A 16801-nucleotide genomic window follows, 5' to 3' on the forward strand; every position below is an offset into this window, starting at 1 on the left:
CATGCGGGTTCTGATGATCGCGCAGTCTCCGATCGCCGGGGACTCGCGGATCCTGCGGGAGGCGACGGCTCTCGCCGGGGGCGGTCACGTGGTGCACGTGATCGGCCGCGACGTTCCGGAGAACTTCGAGGTCGGGCCGGGCGTCACGGTCGAGTCCGTCTCCCGCTCGGCCGGACTGCGGGGCAGCAACGGCGGCCCCGCGGTCGGCCACGGCCGGAACGGGCCGAAGGTGCTGGTCCAGCGGTTCGGCCGGTGGCTGCTGCTGCCGGAGCACCGGAACCGGACCGAGAAGCAGTGGCGGACCGCGGCGGCCCCTCGAGTGGCCGCCGCGGGGCCGTTCGACGTGGTTCACGCGCACGACTTCAACACGCTCGAACTGGCGGCCACGTACGCCGAGCAGTGGTCGGCGACGTTGGTCTACGACAGTCACGAGCTCTGGTTCGACCGGGCTCTGCCTGGTCGGCCGACGCCGGTGTGGCGGGCGCTGGGGCGGCGGTTCGAGGTTTCCCTGGCGTCGAAGGCTCGGTTCGTGATCACGGTCTCGGACGGGATCGCGCGGCGGTTGCGCGAACGTGGACTGACCGACGTTCGCGTCGTACGGAACACGTTCCCGCGGGCTGACGACGTACCGGCCCTGCCGGATCGGCCGGAAGGGTTGCTGTACGCCGGTCGGGTGGGAGCCGGGCGTGACCTGCCGACCGTGGTGGCCGCGGCGCGTCGACTGGCGCCGTTCCGGACCGTGCTGATGGGGTCGGTCGACCCGAACTACCGGCTGGACCTCGGGCCGGTGGAGACGGTCGCGGAGCGCTCCATCGACGAGGTCGACGACACGCTGCGGTCCTACGGGATCTCGCTGGTCACGCTCACCGACACCTGCGAGAACCACAGGTTGGCGCTGCCGAACAAACTCTTCCACGCCGTCCGCGCCGGGGTCCCGGTCGTGGCGGCCGACCTACCCGAGATGCGGGCGGTCGTCACGCAGTACAAGCTCGGAACCCTTTACAAACCAGGCGATCCGGCCTCCCTGGCCACAGCCGTCCGCGACCTGATCGACAACTACCCCACCTACGCCGACGGCATCCGCACCGCAGCCGCCGACCTCAACTGGGAAAAGGACTCGGCCACCCTCCTGGCCGCCTACGCCGAACTCGCCCGCTGACCCGCCCGGCGGGGCGTCGGGTGGACGCCCGTGGCGCCCGCCGGCTGTGCAGGCATCGGATCAGATCAGGTCGAGCAGCTCGGCCTTCTTCGCCGCGAACTCGGCGGCTGTGAGCACTCCGGCACTATGCAGCTCACCGAGCTTCGCGAGCTGATCGAGGACGTCCGGCTCGGCCGCGACCGGTCGGCCATCGCCGGCGGACGGTCGCCGCGCCTCGAGCAGGCGCGCCCGGAGGGCATCGCAGATCGCCTTTCCGTCCGGCTTCTCAAGGTTTGTGATCACCACCTGGTTGCCCGAGAGCGTACGGTCTCGCGGGGGCGGTCGGCCGAGGTGAGTCGCACAGCCGGGGCACTACTTCGCCGCAACTTCTGGGGTTGGTGGCGCATCGAGTGGATGCGAGACAGTTCGAGTCGAGGGCGAGGGAGTAGCTGGAACATGTGGCGACGGTTGATGGGTGTCGGGTGTGGGGCTGTGCTGGGGCTAGGGTTGGTGCCGGCGACCGCTCAGGCGGCGGGGACGGCCGTGACCGCACCCTGTACGGCGTGGGCCGGTTCGGTGACCGCCACGGGCGCACACACGTTCAAGGTCATCTCGGCGACGACGCCTCCGTCGCTGAATCGCAACAGCACGTCCGCCGGGGTGTACGCACCGGGGAAGGTCCGGATCAGCAGCCACTTCGAGGACTACCCGAAGTCCGGTGCCGGGAGTGTGCGACACGGGTACGTGGTCATCGGAGACACGCTGTACAGCAGCGGGTACGCCGTCGACGGTCGTGACCAGGTCGAGCCGCCGGGCGCTTTCCTGACCCGGATCGGCGGCGGCTGGTCGAACTTCAGCCTGATCGAGTGGGCGTCGTACGGCTCCCGGACCGAGTTCTACGGCCTGCGCAAGGACGGCGTGCTGTTCCGCTGGCGCATCGCGAACGGCAGCTGGCGCGCGACCGGCTCCTACCCGGGCTTCGGCGCGGTCAAGACGATGGCGCTGATCAGCAAGCAGCCGACGTACGACACCTTCCTCGCGAACACCCACGGCGGCGCGCTCTACACGGTCCGGATCCCCGTCGCCACGCCGATGAAGCCGGTGGTGAAGCAGGTGCGCACCCGCACCTGGCAGGGCTTGGAATCCTTGATCGCCGCAAAGTGCGGCCAGTACGGCACGCTCCTGCTGGGCATCGACAAGGACACCAAGACCGGTTACCTGTACGCCGTCGGCCGCGCGAACGGCACGTCGACGGTGATCAAGGGCATCGGCCAGGTCGCCACCACCTTCCCCGACCCGGTCGACTTCCGCTGGGGTCCCGCGTCCTTCGCCGACGCGCTCAACAGCGAGTAGTCCGTTCGGGGATCGAAAGGAATCCGGGATGCACCGCAGAACCATCAGCGTCACCGGCGCCACGGCGCTGGTGCTGATACTCGGACCGGCCGTTCAGCCGGCGCAGGCCGCGCCGGTGGCGGTGACCGCGGCCTGTGCGCTCGGACTCGGCTCGTTCACCCAGGACTGGGGTCACAACAGCCGAGTCGTCAGCGCCACTGCGCCACCGACCGTCAGCCCGGTGATCACCACACCCAACGTGTACACACCGCCGTACGGCGTCAGCCAGCCCACAACGTTCACTGCGATCCCTGCGGGCGCGGGCAGGACGACCCGGATCGGCAAGGTCGTGTACGGCGCCGGCTACCTGTACGAGAACCGGTACACCATCGGGCCGGACGGCAAGCTCGTCGGCCCGTCCGTGATGCGCCGGATCGGCAACGGCTGGGGCGGCCGCTTCCTGCACCAGTCGCAGTACCGGGCCTCCGCCACCAGCGCGCCGACTCGGACGATGCTGTACCAGCAGGATCAGTACGGGCGCTTCGGGCGCTGGACGGATCTGGGCAGCGGGTTCCGCAACACCGGGTACGTCACCGGTCTCAGCACGATGAAGTCGTTCGCGCTGATCGCCGCGACGCCGACGTACGACACCTTCCTGGCCAACAACCGGGCCGGCGGGCTGTACACGGTCAAGATCCCCACGTCGAGCCCGCTCAAGCCGGTGGTGACGCCGGTGCGCACCTCGAGCTGGCAGGTCTTCGAGCAGCTGATCGCGGCCCCGTGCGGCAAGACCGGGTCGATCGTGCTCGGCATCGACCGGGACACCGGGAACGGTTACCTGTACGCCGTCGGCCACGCGGCAGGCACCAGCACGGTGATCAAGGGCCTCGGAAAGGTCCCTCTCACGTTCAGCGACTGGAACTACTTCCGCTTCGCTCCCCAGTACGACCCACTCAACGGCGCCTGAGCGGCGAGCAGGGCTTCCAGGGCGGCCTGGGTGGTCGGGTCGGCCGGGGTGTAGGTGAGGACGAACTGCCCATCGTCACCGGGCACCTGGAGCGATTCGATCGAGAAGGTGAGCTGGCCGGCGACGGGGTGGTTCAGGACTTTCGGGCAGTGCGAGCGGGCTGTGACGTCCTGGGACGTCCAGAAACGGTCGAAATCGCGGCTGGCGGCGCGGAGTTCGTCGACGAGCGCCGCCAGCTCCGGGTCGGTGGCGTACTCGGCCGACGTGCGCCGGAGTAGTGCGACGGCGTCCCGCGCGACCGTCTCCCAGTCCGCGTAGAACTCCCGGGCGTGCGGGTCCAGGAAGTAGAGGCGGGCCAGGTTCCGGTTCTGCGGGGCGTCGAAGTCCGCGATCACCGCGGTGGCGCCGCGGTTCCACGCCAGCACGGTGCTCAACCGGTCGACCACGATCGCCGGTACGTCGCGCATCGCCTGGATCATGGCCTCCAGTTGCGGCCGGACGGACGCCCGCGGTGGGACCGCCGGTGGAGCGGTGCATGCCAGCGACCGCAGGTGATCGCGCTCGGGCTGATTGAGTCGCAGCGCATCCGCGACCGCGGTCAGCACCGCCGCGGACGGATTCTCGGCCCGTCCCTGCTCCAGCCGGATGTAGTAGTCGACGCTGACGTTGGCCAGCATCGCAACCTCCTCGCGGCGGAGCCCGGACACCCGCCGATCCCGACCGGGCGGCAGACCGACCTCCTCCGGCCGCACCCGGGCCCGGCGGGTCTGCAGGAACTCTCCCAGCTGTGGTCGCGCACTCACACGACCAGTATCCCCGGGCCGCGAACGACCTGGGTGGTACTGCCAGACCTAGGGACGAGGCGGACCTTCTGCGCCGACGGCCACCGTCGGAATGTGGAGCCATGACAACTTCACGCATCGCACTCGTCACCGGCGCCGCCAGTGGAATCGGCGCCGCCGTCGCCACCCGTCTCGCCGCCGACGGCGCCGCGGTCGCCCTGCTGGCCCGCCGCCGCGACCGCCTGGAGAAGCTCGCCGCCGAGATCTCGGAGTCCGGCGGTACGGCGTTCGTCGTACCGGCCGATGTGACCGACCCCGACGAGGTCGCCCACGCGGCTCACCTCGTGCAGGACCGCTTCGGCGACCTCGATCTGCTGGTCAACAACGCCGGATTGATGAAGGTGGTCCCGTTCGGTGACGCGCCCGCGGAGGACTGGCGTCGTACCGTTGACGTGAACCTGAGCGGCGTACTGACCGTCACGCACGCGTTCCTGCCGGCGCTGAAGCGGTCGGCCGCGACCCGGACCACCGACCTCGTCAACATCTCCTCGATCGCCGCCGACCGCTTCATGCCCGGCATGGCGGCGTACGGCGCCTCGAAGGCCGGTGTGAGCTACTTGTCCCGGGCGCTGCGGACCGAGCTCGCCGGTGAGGGGATCCGCGTCACCAACGTCGAGCCCGGCATGATCGACGGCACCGAACTGGCCGATCAGTTCCCGGAAGAGCTGCGTTCGATGGTCGACGACCTCCGCACCAGCCTCCCGGCCGTGCCACCCTCCGAGGTCGCCGACCTGATCGCGTACGTCGTCGGCCGTCCGCGCGACGTGAACCTCCCCGACCTGATCATCCAGCCGTCGAAAGAGGTCTAGTTCTCCCATGACGTTCACGTCTGGTCGAACCGGTCGGTGGGTCGGCCCGGCGCCTGTACTCCGCGTGGCAGGTGACGATCGCGTCCTCTAGACAACCAGACGCAGCTTGACCGGGGCGACGCCGACGTCGACGCGCTGACCCCAAGTGACGGTCAACGTGTCAGACTCCATGCCGTCGCCGAAGACGACGAGGTCCGACTCGGCCGTGATCGTCAAGGTGTCCGGGGCTTTCACAAGCCCCTCGGTGTTGTCGGTCCCGGTCGCCGGCGACGGCCACGCCTCGCGGACGAACCAGCACAGCGTCGGGTCGGTCGGCGAGGGAAGGGGCAGCGGACTGCGCCGTTCCTGCCAGGCGGACCGGCACCAGCCGGTCGACCCGGTGCCGGTGCCGACCAGGATGCCGGACGAGGACTGCCGCTCCGGCAGGCTGTCCGGTGAGCTCAGCCGGTAGCGCGCAGACTGGTGTGTCCGGTGCCCGATGTAGACCTCGTTGAGCGCGACCAGCTGCTGTCCGTCATCGGTGCCGGCGGCAACCATCGTCCGCTCCACGACGTGCTGCGTCACCAGCAGCTCGGCGATCGCGGCCGGCTCGTGCGGGACCAGCACGCCGGGGTTCCGGCCCGGCTCGGGATTGATCCCGATCACCGGCTGACCGTCCAGGTACTTCGCCACGTTCGCGACCAGACCGTCCTGGCCGACCGCGATCACCACGTCCTCCGGCCCGAATCCGAACCGGTCCAGGTCGTTGCGCTCGACAACGGCCCGGCGCCAGTCCAGCGGAATCGCGGACGAGACGGTGGCGAGCGCCTCCTGCTGGGCCTGGTGGCGGGTGTCGAGCTCGGCGAGGTCACGTCCTCGGCCGGCCAGGAAGAACCCGGCCTGCTGCCGCGTCCCGTGCCGGGCGACCAGCTCGGTGAGCTCGGTCGCCCGGTGCACCAGCACCGCCCGCGGCGGGAGGCTCATCCTGGTACACCGGTCGCCGGCCGGACGAGCGTCGTACTCATGCGCGCTCCCCGGCGGTCAGCTTGCTCAGCAGCGGGGTCAGCAGATCCGGCGTGAGGTTCAGCGTCCCGATCTCCGGCAGGGCGCCCTGCTTGATCGCCATCGCCAGGATCGTCCCTTGGTCCAGCTCGGCGTACGCCTCCAGCAGCGCCTTCTCCGCGGCCGCTTCGGCGGCACCGATCACCCGCTTCGCGTCCGCCTCGGCCTGGCTCAGCGTCCGCTTCCGGGCCGCGGCGGCGTCGGTCTCGATCTGCCCGGCCGCGGCCGCCTCGGTGGCCCGGAGCCGCTCGTTCTGACCGCGCTGGTCGACCAGCTGCTCCTCGCGCCGGGCGAGCTCGATCTGGTTCTGCAGTTCGTTCTCCGCGATCGACCGTTCCCGCTCGACCGCCATCGCCCGCCGTTCGTACGTCGCCTTGTCCGCGGCCTGCTGCACCATCTCCCGCGTCGGCGTCTGCAGCGCCTTCTCGACGTCGCGTTCGGCCCGTACGGCGACCACGCGAACGTCCTCGACGCCGATGCCCAGCCCAGTGAGCCGCTGGTCCTCCCGCAGCCCGGTGCTGACCGCGCGGCGAAGAGCGGTCATGCCGTCGGACAGTGCCTCGGTGAGGCTCATCCTGGCGAGCAGGTCGAGAGCCGTCTGCTGGGCCAGCTCGGTCAGCAGACCGCCGAGCTGCTCGAGCGGCGTCGACCGCCACAGCCCGGTGTAGGGGTCGATGCCGAAGTCCAGCCGGGTCGCGGCCAGTCCGGGGTCGATCACCCGGTACGTGACCGTCGCCTGCACGGTGACGTCCTGGAAGTCCTGCGTCCGGCCGTGGAACAACAGCGGCTGCTCGCGGTCGTCGACCGGAATCTCGCTCAGCGACGAGTTCAGCGCACGGAACCAGAACGCCTGCCCGGCGCCGTCGTGCACGAGCCTGCCGTTGCGTAGGTGCCGCACATGGGTGGTCGGGTTGGCCCGCAGGTGGCTGATGAATCGGAACCGGGTGATGTCTGCCATCGGTCGTTCTCCTCTTTGTCGTCAAATTGACGATAAGGGGGTCGGTGGCTTTTCGTCAAGCTGACGATTAGAGTGCTCTGCCATGGACTTCGTGCCCCTCGGCGTGGCCGCCGACCTGGTCATCCTGACCGTTCGCGACGGCGCCCTGCAGGTGTTGCTGATCCGCCGCGGTATCGCGCCGTACCGGGGTCGCTGGGCGCTGCCGGGCGGATTCGTGCGGCCGGACGAGGATCTGGAGCAGACCGCCCGCCGCGAGCTCGCGGAGGAGACCGGGCTGTCGTCGGACCGCATCCACCTCGAGCAGGTCGCGACGTACGGCGCTCCGGACCGGGATCCGCGGGGTCGCGTGGTCAGCGTCGCCTACCTGGCGCTGGTGCCGGACCTGCCGGCGCCGGTCGCGGGGACGGACGCGGCGTCGGCCAGTTGGGTCGGCGTCACCGAGGTGCTGGAGGACCCGCGACGGCTCGCGTTCGACCATCACCGGATCCTGTCCGACGCGGTGGAGCGGGCACGGGCCAAGCTCGAGTACTCACCGCTCGCCGCCGCTTTCTGCCCGCCCGAGTTCACCATCTCCGAACTGCGCGGTGTCTACGAAGCGGTCTGGGGCACGGCGCTCGACCCGCGCAACTTCCATCGCAAGGTCACCAAGACCCCCGGATTCGTCGAACCGGTCGGCGCCACCACCACCCGCGACGGCGGACGCCCGGCCCAGCTCTTCCGCCGCGGCGCCGCCACCACGCTGTACCCGCCGATGACCCGCGGTTGACGGTCAGAACGTCCGGCTCCGAACCGCCAGGTCCTCGGCCGTGATCAGGTCGGTGTGGGTGCCGGGGGAGCCACAGGCCCACGCGCCCGCGACGGATCCCGCGTGGGCGGCGTCGTACCAGCTGACGCCGTCGAGTCGGCGGGCCAGGAACGCGGCGACGTAGGCGTCACCGGCGCCGTTGGTGTCGACCACCGGGCGATCGGGCAGCTCGACGGCCGGAATGTGCTGCGGTTCCTGGTTCCGGACATGCAGGTGGCTGCCGTCCGCGCCGGCCATCGCGACCACGACCTCGGCCCGGCCGTTGGCGAAGATCCAGTCGATCGCGTCGTCCGGCAGCGCACTCGTGGAGACGAACACGATGTCGGCGGCGGTCGCGAAGTCCTTGTGATAGTCGTTCCGGCCGTCCCAGTCGTGCAGGTCGGTGGAGATCGTGCAGTCCGCGGCGAGGGCGTCGGGCAGTGCGTCCCGCGCGAAGTCCATGACCGACACGTGCACGTGCCGCGCCCGTACGACGTTCGTCCGCCAGAGGTCCGGGTCGACCCGCAGGCCGGCGGGGTGGCGGCCGTCGTACAGGGACAGCCGCCGCCCGTCCGGTGCGACCAGGTTGACCGACCGGCGCGTCCCGCTGGGGTGGAGGGCGACGTGCAGCGGCATCCGCAGGTCGTTGTAGAACTGCAGGATCCGGCGGCCCTCGGCGTCGTCGCCGATCACGTCCGCGAGACCGGCCTGCAACCCGAGCAGGTGACAGCCGAGTGCGACGCCGTGGCCGGTGTGTCCGACGTACGACTCGACCGGTTCGACGTGGATCGTCTCGACCGTCGGCAGCGGCAATTCCGGCACACGCACGATCGTGTCGATCCCGACCCCGCCGATCACGAACACGTCCAGTTCCATGCGTTCCGTCATACCCGACTTTCGCCAGGCGTCACAGGTGCGGGGCCAGGGGAGTCACCTGTTCGGCGGCGACTCGCCCCGGCGTACCGTTCGTCGGCCGACCGGCGTACCGCTCACTGCTTGATCGGTGCGCCCGTCTTGGACTGCAGCTCGTCGAAGGTGACCCCGTCGGCGAGCTCGACCAGTTTCAGGCCGTCCTCGGTGACGTCGAGGACGGCGAGGTCGGTGATGATCCGGTTGACCACGCCACGGCCGGTGTAGGGCAGGTCGCACTCCTCGAGGATCTTGTGCGAACCGTCCTTGGCCACGTGCTCCATCAGCACGATCACCTTCTTGGCGCCGTGCACCAGGTCCATCGCGCCGCCCATGCCCTTGACCATCTTGCCCGGGATCATCCAGTTCGCCAGGTCGCCCGTGGCCGAGACCTGCATGGCGCCCAGGATGGCGGCGTCGATCGCGCCGCCACGGATCATCCCGAACGACAGCGCGGAGTCGAAGAACGATGCCCCCGGCATCGTCGTGACGGTCTCCTTGCCGGCGTTGATCAGGTCCGGGTCCTCCTCGCCCTCGACCGGGTACGGCCCGACGCCGAGGATGCCGTTCTCGCTCTGCAGGACGACGGTCACGCCGTCCGGGATGTAGTTCGGCACCAGGGTCGGCAGGCCGATGCCGAGGTTCACGTACGAGCCGTCCTCCAGCTCGGCGGCGGCGCGGGCGGCCATCTGCTCACGGGTGAGTGGCATCTCAGGCCTCCAGCTTCTCGCGCTGGGCCTCGTAGGCCTCGCGGGGTTGGACGGTGCGCTTCTCGATCCGCTTCTCGATGTCCTTGCCGACGGCAACGACGCGCTGGACGAAGACGCCGGGCAGGTGGATCTCGTCCGGGTCCAGCTCACCAGGCTGGACCAGCTCCTCGACCTGCGCGACGGTGATCCGGCCGGCCATCGCGGCCAGCGGGTTGAAGTTCCGCGCGCTCCGGTCGAACACCAGGTTGCCGTGGGTGTCGCCCTTCAGCGCGTGCACCAGGCCGAAGTCGGTGGTGATCGACTCCTCCAGCACGTAGGTCTTGCCGTTGATCTCCCGGGTCTCCTTCGGCTCCGAGGCCTTGGCGACGGTGCCGTCGGTGTTGTACAGCTGCGGCAGCCCGCCCTCGGCGACCTGGGTGCCGACGCCGGCCAGGGTGTAGAACGCCGCGATCCCGCAGCCGCCGGCTCGCAGCTTCTCGGCCAGCGTGCCCTGCGGGGTCAGTTCGACCTCGAGCTCACCGGACAGAAACTGCCGGGCGAACTCCTTGTTCTCCCCGACGTACGACGACGTCATCTTGGCGATCCGCTTGTCCGCGAGCAGGATGCCCAGACCCCAGTCGTCGACACCGCAGTTGTTCGACACCACACGCAGTCCGGTCACCCCCTTGTCGTGCAGGGCGCGGATCAACTCCATCGGGTTGCCGCAGAGCCCGAAGCCGCCGACCGCGAGGCTCGCGCCGTCGCCGATGTCGTCGACCGCGGCCTGCGGCGAGTCGTACGTCTTGTCCATCCGGCTGCTCCGTTGCAGTGTCGGGGCTGGGTCGTTGTCGACTCTAACCAGCCACCCGCGAGTCCGGCGAGAGCCACCTCCTGTGGTCGCCGCCACAGGGTGTGCCCCGGTCCTACAACGACGTGTGGCCGGAGCCTACGCCGAGGCCTCGGAGGCGTTCAGTACGGCGAGTTCGTGCATCGCCTCGACGTGGGCGTCCTCGAGTTCCGGGAAGGCGAGGACGGCAGACAGGTGGGCCCGTGCGGCGGGAAGGTTGCCGCAGAGGCGGGCAGTGCGGGCAAGACCGATCCGGGCCGCCGCGGCCGTCTCAGGGAGGTCGGCCTGTTCGCCGACCTCCAGGGCGCGGGCGTAGTCCTCGCGAGCGTCCTCGACCTTCCCGAGGGCACGGTGGAGGTCACCCCGCTGACAGAGCAGCAGACCGGTCTCCTCCTCCAGGCCGAGCCGCTCCGCCAGCGCCAAAGCCTCGGTGGTGAGGTCCAGTGGGTCATCCACCGTCTGCTGGAGCGCAGTCAGTGCCAGGAACATTCCCCAGGCGTCGTCAAGCATCCGGAAGCGTCCCAGCGCCGTACGCAGCGCCTGAGCCGCCTCACCCGGCGGCAGGTTGGTCAGCCCCGGATACCCGCGACAGAGCTCGACAGCCGCGCGAGCCCAGGCATCACCTGTCTCGTTCCGCGTCAGCACGTCCTCCACCACTGAGGGGGACTCGAACGGTCCGAACACCAGCGACCACAGCAGCACGGTCACGGAGTACCGAAACGGCCCGGTCGTGGCGAGCACGATCTGCTGAGCCAACTCCAGCTGCTCCTGCTCGGCTGACGAGGCGCTGTGGAGCACTGCCAGCAGGTACTCCTCGTCCAGGCCGACCGGCACGGATCTGCCCACCATGCTGAGCACACGCTCCGCAGCCGCGGCAGCCTCGTCCTGGAGGCCGTGGGACCACCAGTAGGTGGAGTACTTCGCGACGAGTCGCAGTGCGGTACGGGGGTCCTTCTCACAGGCGCGCTCGATCGCGCTCACGACCTGATCGCCGTACCGGTCACCCCCTGAGTCCACGTAGCTCATTGTGACCCCGGCGGGTTAACGCTCGGTCACCGGGGCGTCAGAAGCGCAACACACCCCAGCGGTCGGGTCGGTGCATGTCGGCCACGTGCTGCGGCGACCAGACCCAGAAGCTCAGCTCCGTGCCCTTCACGTACGCACCGTCGACCACCTCGTGCGGCCACTCGCACCGCATCAGATTCATCCGCCATTCGTCGCCCTGGTCCGGCGGGGTCGCCCGGCCTTCGTTGTACGACGCCAGCTCGGCCCACGGTACGGCGATCTCCACCGACCAGCCGGTGTCGATGTCGGACGGGTCGTTGAGCGTACCGTCGATGTGGACAGCCGTCCGCAGCCCGGGCAGGTTCGTCGGGTCCACCGGTACGCCGCCGTCGACGTACGGCTTCGGCAGGGTGAGCTCCCAGATCGTGCCGAGCGGGTTGATCTCGAACTCGTAGTAGTTGAGCCCGTCGCCGTCTGGGTCGAGGAACAGCTCGAAGTTGTTCTCCTCGAACAACTTGGTGTTCTTCTCCCGCATCGTCGACCAGACGTGCGGTTCCTCGAGCAGCCCGCCGACGTACAGGTACTCGTCGTCGTACATGAGCTTCGCCCGGGTCCGGAACCGCGGGACCGGGCCGTCGCCGGTGATGTCGACGAACGGCGTCGTCCAGGGCGCGATGTTCCAGGCCGGGTCCGTGAGGGTCCCGTCCAGGTTCGGGGCGGTCGGCGTACGCGGGCAGTCGTAGACGGGCAGGTCAGGCATCGGCACGCTCCAGCAGTCGGGCGACGAGGTTGGCGAGGAGGAAGGTGATCGCGGTCAGCGCCGGGATGACGGCCAGGGCCCAAGGCGACGACAGGTGCTCGGTCAGGAAGGCGAGGACGACGATCAGCATGAAGGCGACACCGAGGAACGCCACCACCGCGGGGTGCGGCATCGCCAGCCGGCTCAGCGCGAGCCCGCCGAGCACCATGGTGACCGCCACGATCACGACCAGCAACGGGAGGCCGAGCGCACCGCAGTTCGTGGTGTCGCGGACCCGTTCACAGCCGCGCTCGCTCAACCAGACGAGTGCGATCGTCGCGAACCCGCACAGCAGCCCGACGACCGCCAGGATCAGCGGCGGCGGCAACGGAGGGGCGTCGTACCGGCCCTCGTCGGCCTCCTCCGCGGCGTCCTCGTCGGCGTCCTCGTCCGCGGCCTCCAGGACGGCCTCGAGGTCCTCGGGCATCCCGCCGTCGTCCTGGTGGCTCATGGCCGCACATTATCCGGATCAGGCGGCACCCAGGGAGTGCGCGATCGCTGCAGCGTGGACAGATAGCACGAGGGCGGTGACCGGAGTCACCGCCCTCGATTGGTCGGGCTGACAGGATTTGAACCTGCGACCTCTTCGTCCCGAACGAAGCGCGCTACCAAGCTGCGCCACAGCCCGAAGCCTCGGATAGCTTACATGCGCCTAGGGCTGGGACGAAATCGGATTGTTCCGGGGCACCAGGGTGAGGAGGGTCGCCTCCGGCCGGCAGGCGAAACGGACCGGTGCGTACGGCGAGGTGCCGAGGCCGGCCGAGACGTGCAGAGCCGCCTGGCGGCCGGCATGGCCCCAGGTCGAGAGGCCCTTCACCCGCGACGTGTCCAAGTCGCAGTTCGTCACCAGCGCGCCGTAGAACGGCACCGCCAACTGGCCGCCGTGGGTGTGGCCAGCCAGGACCAGCGGGTACCCGTCGCCGACGAAACCGTTCAGCACCCGCTGGTACGGCGCGTGCGTGACACCGATGGAGAGGTCGGCCGCCGGGTCCACCTCACCCGCGACCTCGTCGTACCGGTCCCGCTTGATGTGCGGGTCGTCGGTGCCGGCGAAGTCCAGCCGCAGGCCGTTCACCTTGAGCGTCGCCTTGGCGTTGTTCAGGTCCGTCCAACCGGCGCCGGTGAAGGCCCGGCGCATCTCCTCGTACGGCAGGTCCGGGCCGTGCGGCTTGTGCCGCTGCTTGTTCGCGGGCAGCAGGTACTTGCCCGGGTTCTTGAAGTGCGGCTTCCAGTAGTCGTTGGAGCCGAACACGAACACACCGGGCAGGTCGAGCAGGTCGCCGTACGCCCGGAGCAGCGGCGGCACCGAGCGCTCGTGGGCGAGGTTGTCACCGGTGTTGACGATCAGGTCGGGCTCGAGCGCGGCCAGGTCGTTGACCCAGGCGATCTTGCGCTCCTGCGTCGGCATCAGGTGCAGATCGGACAGGTGCAGCACCTTCAGCGGCTCGGCACCCTGCGGCAGCACCGGGACCGTCACCCTGCGCAGCGTGAACCAGCGCACCTCGATCCCGGCCGCGTACGCGACACAAGCGGCACCGACGGCGCCGACGACCGCCGCGGCCTTCAGGGTGGTGGCGGCAAGCCCGCTGAAACTCATTGCACCAGCCTGCCACAATCGTGATCATGTCCAACTCCGGTATGAAGCAGCGGCTGCACGACGACATGACCGCCGCCCTGAAGGCGCGCGACGAGATCCGCAAATCGACCCTGCGGATGGCGCTCACCGCCGTGACCAAGGCGGAGGTGGCCGGCAAGGAGGCCCGTGAGCTCACCGACGCCGAGATCGTCGACGTCCTCAGCTCGGAGGCGAAGAAGCGCCGCGAGTCCGTCATCGCCTACCGCGACGCGGGCCGCGACGAACTCGCCGACAAGGAACAGGCCGAGGCGGACATCCTGGCCGAGTACCTGCCCGCGCAGCTCACCGAGGAGGAGATCGTCGCCCTGGTCTCCGAGACCATCGCCGCCACCGGCGCCGACGAACTCGGCCCCCGCGGCATCGGCAAGGTCATGGGCGCCCTCCAACCCAAGATCAAGGGCAAGGCCGACGGCTCCGTCGTCTCCGCCGAGGTCAAACGCCAACTGGGCGCCTGACGCCGTACGACGAAGGGCCTCGTCCGGGTGTGGACGAGGCTCTTTCGCTATCTGCCGCCCCCGCCGCAGTTGGGGTACTTCGGGTTCCACGGTGGGCAGTTGGGGTTGATGGTGGGTGGGTTGTTGTTCGGCGGTTTGGTGGTTGCCGGGGGTTGGGTCGTGGTCGTGGTGGCCGGCTGCGTCGGCTGGTTCTTCTTGCTGCCGTTGGAGATATGGATGGTGACGGTGGAGCCCTCGGGGGCGCCCTCGCGCTGCCGCGGGGTGGTGTAGGCGACGGTGCCCGCGGTCTCCTCGGAGTTGACCGTGCCGGGGGCGATCGCGACCTGGAAGCCGGCCTGGCGGAGCTTGTTGGCGGCGTCCTCGGGGTTCATGCCGTTGACGAACGGCAGGTCCTTCACGTCACCGCGCACGGTCTTGTCGGACGGCGCGACGAACTTCGTCGTCGGGTAGTAGCGCAGCGCCCCCTGCATCGCCGTCATCCACAACGGACCCGCGGTGCCGGAACCCGACGGGTCGTTGATGTCCCGACCGTCCAGCGTCTGGCCCTGCAGCGGGTCGTAGGGCAGCGAGGCATCGGCCACGACTGACGCTCCGGCCAGCTTGGTGGAGTAGCCGGCGTACCACACCGCCCTGGCTTCCTGGATCGTTCCGGTCTTGCCGGCCAGGTCGCTCTTGCCGAACTTGAGCCTCGAGCCGGTGCCGCCCGGCTCCATCACCTGGCGCAGTACGGCGTTGACGCCGTCGGCCACCTCAGGAGCCAATGCCTGCTTGCAGTCCGCTCCAGGTGTGTTGATCGCCTTGCCGTTCGGGCCCTTGATCGCGGTGACCAGCCACGGCTTGCAGTACATGCCTCGGGCGGCGAACGCTGCGTACGCGCCGGCCATCTGGAGCGGGGTCACGTACCCGACGCCCAGCGTCATGGACGGGTACTGGCCGAGCGGCTCGTTCGACTGGGCGTCGTACATTCCCAGCGAGGAGGCGACCTTGGCGATCGGGCAGAGACCGACCTGTTGGGACAGCAAGAGGAAGTAGGTGTTGGTCGATTTCTGCGCCGCCTGGATCATGGTCGGCACCGGCACGTTCTGGGTCGAGTTGCTCGGGTCGTAGCCCCGCTCGGCCGTGACAGTCCCGTCGCAGGTGCTCCACTTCTTGCCGCTCAGGTCGATCCGGTTGGGCGAGTTGATCTTGTAGTTGAGCGGGAAGCCCTTCTGGATTGCCGCTGCGATCGTGAAGGCCTTCATGGTCGAGCCGTTCTGGAAGCCGCCGTATCCACCGGCATAGGACTTCTCGACGTTGTAGTTGTACGCCGTCTGGCCGCGCTTGTTGCCGTACTTGCGGCTCTGGACCATCGCCTTCACCAGGCCCGTGCCGGGTTCGACGATCGTGATCGCCGCGATCGCCTGGTCGGTCGGACGCGAGTGCTCGTCGATGGATTTCTGGGCGGCGAGCTGGATCTTCGGGTCGAGCGACGTACGGATGGTCAGGCCGGCGGTCTTCAGGTAGTTCCGGCGGTCGACCTCGGTCTTGCCGAACGCGGGGTTCTTGGTCAGCTGGGCGACCACGTACTCGCAGTAGAACGGGTACCTCGAGTTCGCGCAGCCGAGTTTGTTCGGCTTGATCTTCTTCAGGTCGACGACCGGCGTCTTCAGCGCGGCGTTGGCCTGCGCGACCGAGATGACCTTGAGTTCGAGCATCCGCTTGATCACCAGGTCGCGGCGGTCCTTGGCGCGCTTCATGTTGTTGGTCGGGTCGTACCCGGTCGGGTTCTTCACCAGGCCGGCCAGCAACGCCGCCTGCTGCAGGTTCAGCTGGGACGCGTGCACCCCGAAGTAGTGCTGGGCGGCGGCCTCGATGCCCCAGGCACCGTCGCCGAAGTTGGCCAGGTTCAGGTACTTCTCGAGGATCTCGTTCTTCGAGTACTCCTTCTCGACGGCGATCGCGTAGCGCAGCTCGGCGACCTTGCGCTGGTACGTCTCCGCGGTCGCGGCGGCGACCTCCTCGGGCGTGTTCGCCTTCTCGACCAGGCTCATCTTCACGTACTGCTGGGTGATGCTCGAACCACCCTGCTGCACCGAGCCCTCGGACTGGTTCCGCAGCAGCGCGCGCAGGGTGCCCTTGAGGTCCAGCGCGCCGTGCTCGTAGAACCGGTCGTCCTCGATCGCGACCATCGCCTTCTGCATGATCGGCGCGACCTGGCTGAGCTTGACCGGCACCCGGTTCTGCTCGGCCAGGGTGGCGATCAGGCTGCCGTCGGCGGCGAGGATGGTGCTCTTCTGCTTGAGCGGCACCTCGTCGAACTGTTGCGGCAGTTCCTGCAGCGTCTCGTGGGTCTTCTCGGTGGTGAAGCCGGCCAGGCCGGCGAAGGGGATGGCAAGACCGGCGGCCAACGCCCCCGACAGCACGCTCACCCCGAGGAACAGAACCACCGATTGGACGACTCCCCGGTCGCCCTTCTCCCGTACGCGCATGGTTATAGAGACTACGGGATCGGGTTAGTGGGTTACCGCGTCGGTTGTGACTTCGGTCACGCTTTTCGGTGGGCCCCGGAGAACTTTCGTTCAAAAGGATGAGGGCCCGAGCACGACGCTCG

The 16801-nt window shown here is 69.1% G+C and carries 18 protein-coding genes and 1 tRNA gene; 6 read left to right on the forward strand and 13 right to left on the reverse strand.

The window, feature by feature from the left end; translation table 11 throughout:
- The first annotated feature begins 1 nt into the window (after position 1).
- Positions 2-1159 carry a glycosyltransferase gene (locus tag ACYVOK_RS23820; protein ID WP_460664729.1) on the forward strand — a complete coding sequence of 386 codons (1158 nt, stop codon included), beginning with the start codon at positions 2-4 and terminating at the stop codon, positions 1157-1159.
- A 60-nt stretch (positions 1160-1219) separates the two neighbouring features.
- On the opposite strand, the gene ACYVOK_RS23825 is transcribed toward ACYVOK_RS23820, so the two are convergent.
- Positions 1220-1441 (reverse strand): SHOCT domain-containing protein, encoded by a 222-nt coding sequence (locus ACYVOK_RS23825; protein WP_460664730.1) that lies wholly within the window; start codon positions 1439-1441, stop codon positions 1220-1222.
- 189 nt (positions 1442-1630) lie between these two features.
- Between ACYVOK_RS23825 and ACYVOK_RS23830 the strand changes: the two genes are divergently transcribed.
- Complete coding sequence (locus tag ACYVOK_RS23830) at positions 1631-2491, forward strand: hypothetical protein (RefSeq protein WP_460664731.1); 861 nt, start codon at positions 1631-1633, stop codon at positions 2489-2491.
- Positions 2492-2519: 28 nt separating this feature from the next.
- Positions 2520-3437 carry a hypothetical protein gene (locus ACYVOK_RS23835; protein WP_460664732.1) on the forward strand — a complete coding sequence of 306 codons (918 nt, stop codon included), beginning with the start codon at positions 2520-2522 and terminating at the stop codon, positions 3435-3437.
- Here the strand turns inward: ACYVOK_RS23835 and ACYVOK_RS23840 are convergent.
- On the reverse strand, positions 3392-4240 hold the full coding sequence (locus tag ACYVOK_RS23840; protein ID WP_460664733.1) for a helix-turn-helix transcriptional regulator: 849 nt from the start codon (positions 4238-4240) through the stop codon (positions 3392-3394). The genes ACYVOK_RS23835 and ACYVOK_RS23840 overlap by 46 nt on opposite strands.
- Before the next feature lie 101 nt (positions 4241-4341).
- Here ACYVOK_RS23840 and ACYVOK_RS23845 point away from each other — a divergent pair, with 101 nt between their 5' ends.
- On the forward strand, positions 4342-5088 hold the full coding sequence (locus tag ACYVOK_RS23845) for an SDR family oxidoreductase (RefSeq protein WP_460664734.1): 747 nt from the start codon (positions 4342-4344) through the stop codon (positions 5086-5088).
- Between the two features lie 87 nt (positions 5089-5175).
- Here ACYVOK_RS23845 and ACYVOK_RS23850 read toward each other — a convergent pair whose 3' ends face one another.
- Positions 5176-6051 (reverse strand): NAD(+)/NADH kinase, encoded by an 876-nt coding sequence (locus ACYVOK_RS23850; RefSeq protein ID WP_460664735.1) that lies wholly within the window; start codon positions 6049-6051, stop codon positions 5176-5178.
- A gap of 37 nt (positions 6052-6088) precedes the next feature.
- Positions 6089-7087: an SPFH domain-containing protein gene (locus ACYVOK_RS23855; RefSeq protein ID WP_460664736.1), complete on the reverse strand. Its 999-nt coding sequence runs from the start codon at positions 7085-7087 to the stop codon at positions 6089-6091.
- Positions 7088-7169: 82 nt separating this feature from the next.
- Between ACYVOK_RS23855 and ACYVOK_RS23860 the strand changes: the two genes are divergently transcribed.
- Entirely contained in the window at positions 7170-7853 is a 684-nt protein-coding gene (locus ACYVOK_RS23860) for an NUDIX domain-containing protein (protein ID WP_460664737.1), read from the forward strand.
- Between the two features lie 3 nt (positions 7854-7856).
- On the opposite strand, the gene ACYVOK_RS23865 is transcribed toward ACYVOK_RS23860, so the two are convergent.
- From ACYVOK_RS23865 to ACYVOK_RS23900, 8 genes are all read right to left on the reverse strand, one after another.
- Positions 7857-8747: a carbohydrate kinase family protein gene (locus tag ACYVOK_RS23865; RefSeq protein WP_460664738.1), complete on the reverse strand. Its 891-nt coding sequence runs from the start codon at positions 8745-8747 to the stop codon at positions 7857-7859.
- A gap of 113 nt (positions 8748-8860) precedes the next feature.
- The gene (locus tag ACYVOK_RS23870; RefSeq protein ID WP_460664739.1) at positions 8861-9490 is read right to left on the reverse strand and encodes a CoA transferase subunit B; all 630 of its coding nucleotides are present in this window, start codon (positions 9488-9490) and stop codon (positions 8861-8863) included.
- Position 9491: 1 nt separating this feature from the next.
- Positions 9492-10280 carry a CoA transferase subunit A gene (locus tag ACYVOK_RS23875; RefSeq protein ID WP_460664740.1) on the reverse strand — a complete coding sequence of 263 codons (789 nt, stop codon included), beginning with the start codon at positions 10278-10280 and terminating at the stop codon, positions 9492-9494.
- A 135-nt stretch (positions 10281-10415) separates the two neighbouring features.
- Entirely contained in the window at positions 10416-11333 is a 918-nt protein-coding gene (locus ACYVOK_RS23880) for a hypothetical protein (protein WP_460664741.1), read from the reverse strand.
- Between the two features lie 46 nt (positions 11334-11379).
- Complete coding sequence (locus tag ACYVOK_RS23885; protein WP_460664742.1) at positions 11380-12081, reverse strand: carbohydrate-binding family 9-like protein; 702 nt, start codon at positions 12079-12081, stop codon at positions 11380-11382.
- Entirely contained in the window at positions 12074-12571 is a 498-nt protein-coding gene (locus ACYVOK_RS23890; protein ID WP_460664743.1) for a hypothetical protein, read from the reverse strand. Before ACYVOK_RS23890 ends, ACYVOK_RS23885 begins: the two co-directional genes overlap by 8 nt.
- Before the next feature lie 100 nt (positions 12572-12671).
- Positions 12672-12748, reverse strand: a tRNA-Pro gene (locus tag ACYVOK_RS23895).
- Between the two features lie 24 nt (positions 12749-12772).
- On the reverse strand, positions 12773-13717 hold the full coding sequence (locus ACYVOK_RS23900; RefSeq protein ID WP_460664744.1) for a metallophosphoesterase: 945 nt from the start codon (positions 13715-13717) through the stop codon (positions 12773-12775).
- Between the two features lie 26 nt (positions 13718-13743).
- On the opposite strand from ACYVOK_RS23900, the gene ACYVOK_RS23905 reads away from it, so the two are divergent.
- Complete coding sequence (locus ACYVOK_RS23905) at positions 13744-14211, forward strand: GatB/YqeY domain-containing protein (RefSeq protein ID WP_460664745.1); 468 nt, start codon at positions 13744-13746, stop codon at positions 14209-14211.
- A 47-nt stretch (positions 14212-14258) separates the two neighbouring features.
- Here the strand turns inward: ACYVOK_RS23905 and ACYVOK_RS23910 are convergent, their stop codons facing one another.
- Positions 14259-16679 carry a penicillin-binding protein gene (locus tag ACYVOK_RS23910; protein ID WP_460664746.1) on the reverse strand — a complete coding sequence of 807 codons (2421 nt, stop codon included), beginning with the start codon at positions 16677-16679 and terminating at the stop codon, positions 14259-14261.
- Between the last annotated feature and the right edge of the window lie 122 nt (positions 16680-16801).

This window comes from Kribbella swartbergensis, from assembly GCF_054784135.1.